Source organism: Pedobacter cryoconitis (assembly GCF_014207135.1).
Lineage (GTDB): Bacteria > Bacteroidota > Bacteroidia > Sphingobacteriales > Sphingobacteriaceae > Pedobacter > Pedobacter cryoconitis_D.
The window spans coordinates 1-2,520 of record NZ_JACHCC010000025.1 but is presented as its reverse complement, the minus strand read 5'-3'; the positions used below and the strand labels follow the sequence as shown (position 1 = coordinate 2,520).

The 2,520-nt window shown below is 34.1% G+C and carries 2 protein-coding genes; both read left to right on the top strand.

Annotated features, from left to right (window positions below; genetic code table 11):
- Nucleotides 1-209: 209 nt before the first annotated feature.
- Nucleotides 210-974, top strand: coding sequence for a hypothetical protein (locus HDF25_RS25680; protein ID WP_184629278.1), 765 nt, complete (start codon nt 210-212; stop codon nt 972-974).
- 680 nt (nt 975-1,654) lie between these two features.
- A complete protein-coding gene (locus HDF25_RS25675) occupies nt 1,655-2,443 on the top strand; it encodes a metallophosphoesterase family protein (protein ID WP_184629277.1) in 789 nt (262 codons plus the stop codon).
- The last annotated feature ends 77 nt before the right edge of the window (nt 2,444-2,520 follow it).

Genomic DNA, 2,520 nt, shown 5'->3' with positions numbered 1-2,520 from the left:
TCTGCCTCCTTTCCCTTTCTTGGGATGTTCGTTTTCTATACTCATTTTTCTGCTTTGAAAAACTTTCTTATGTAAACTCAGGCCAGGAACGGACAAATTTGTCCTATACTAGGATAAGTTTACGAGAATGTCTTTAATTATCATCATTATCCAATATATTAGCATTTAAAAGTGCTTTTAACCAACGAATTTTGATCTTAACTGTGTAAATGAAAACAATAACTTTCCTCTTCTTATTTATAGCTACTTCAGGATTTGGGCAAAACCTCAAAAACGAAGAGCTAAAATTGGACAAAGCCTTTGCAAAAAGCAATTATTGGGCTTCTTATGATGGTTCCAGTGATAAAGTTTATGCCTCGGATTCGGCAGTGAAATACAATTCTATTTTCAGTAAACTGTTGTTAAAATACATTCAGAAAAATCCTGGGACAATTCGCTATGATTTCAAAAATCTGGTTAAAAATGGGCTGAAAATAGTAACCTCCGAAGATGGGAATTTTAGAATATACTCCTGGGATGATGAAACGGGTGGAACGATGAGAAGATATAATAAAATTTTCCAGTTCAAGAATGGGAAAAAGGTCCTTTCCAAAGAACTTCCTAAGGACGATATGGCTTTTTACACTCAAATCAATGATGTGGTTTCCGGGAATAAAACATTTTATGTAACCCAAAGTATCTCAGTCTTAAGTTCAGCGTTGTCTTATCATAATGTGAAAATATTCTCGGTTGATGACGGAAAATTAAATGACAAAGCGGTTTTGATCAAAACTAAGTCTGGTATTAAAAACCAATTGGGGTATGAAGCAGATGTAAGTAGTCATTCTAATAGAGACCAGGAGGTTCCGGATTATTCGATTGTTTACGATAAAAAAAACAAGATAATTGCTATTCCTTTAATACGCTCAAATGGTAAAATTACTAGTGAGAAAATCAAGTATCAATTTAAAGGGAAGTATTTTGAGAAGATATAATCTTATTTAACCTGATTATCCCAGATGAGTTTATACCCGGTTTTCACTGTTTTCATATCCCAGGGTCTTTTAAAGTAGAATATGTTGTCTGAACCGGCTGTAATAAAAACAAAGCTTAATATGGTTAGAAGAGTGAGCCCTCTTAATGCTCTCCGAATATCTCTATAAACTCTTCTATGACTATCAATTCGGATTGTAATAACGTATTTGTTTATTATATATATAGCTATAAACCAGAATAGGAAATACACCAGAAAATCCACTAGAAATTCCAGAACGAAAATTTGTAAAGATAAAGATGTGTGCCAGCCCTCACAAATGAAGGGTAGAGGGAAACCGTTTAGAATTGTGTCTGGAGCATCTATCGGCAATACATACCACCACTTAGTGAACAAAGCAAATGAGATCACTGCAATGGGAATTACTAGATTGAGAGTGAGGTATTTCATCTTTTATATCCTAATATAGCTATTATGTGGTGGCTATGCACAGGTTCCTAAAAATGCAGATCATAGAATCAATCATCCTTACACTAAAGTTGAAATAGGTTATCTAAGTGATGGATGTTCATTCCAATTATCTTACTTTTTTACACAACAAATTTCAGATCATGAAAGCAGGGGGATTGAGAAATATCTATTTTTGCTAAATACCATATTCATTCAGCGAAATACATTACTATGAAGAAAATAGCTTTTTTAACAGATACACATTTGGGACAACAAGTTTTTCTAACAAATGAGGGATTAGGTTCAGGAAAAATGGCTTATCGTGAAGAAGCCGGTGCATATCAGGAAAATTTAAGGACCGTCCTAAATGACATTGTTAAAAAAGGGATCTCTGAGGTTGTATTCGGTGGTGACATCGGCTCAACAGAGTCGAATAAAGGTTTCTTTGAGATAATTAATGAGTATAGGCTTAAACCCAGGATTATTCTGGGAAATCATGACTATTATTCAGAGGTCTCAAAATATTATGTTCCTGATTTTATAACAGGTGAACAAGAGATGAACTATGTTCAGGAAGACGACTATTTCAAATATATTTATCTGGATACTTCTTCTAATTCCATTAGTGCCGGGCAATTTGAATGGTTCAAAGACGAGCTGAAAACTGAGAAAAAAATTATTATCTTTTTGCATCATCCGGTTTTGGAAATCATTACTCCAATAGATAACCTTGGAGCTGCTTTGGGCAGACGAGACGAGGTAAAACGGGTATTACTTGAAATTAAAAATGAGGTGATTATCTTTTGCGGACATTATCATATGGAAGATGAGACCTCTGAAAAAAATATACTTCAGTATTCGAGCCTTGCTTGCTCATATCAAATAGAAAAGGCCGTCAAAACCATGATTATTAATGATCAGACATTTGGATACAGAATTATAACCATTAAGAACAATAATATCGGCACAGAGTCGATCACCTTTAATAAATTAGATTCTAATTGGAGTTGCTACATTTGAACAGACAGTAAGTTAAGGGAATTTAATAACTTAACAGACTATGTCACGAGAAAGAAAAGCTTACCCCAAGGAGTTCA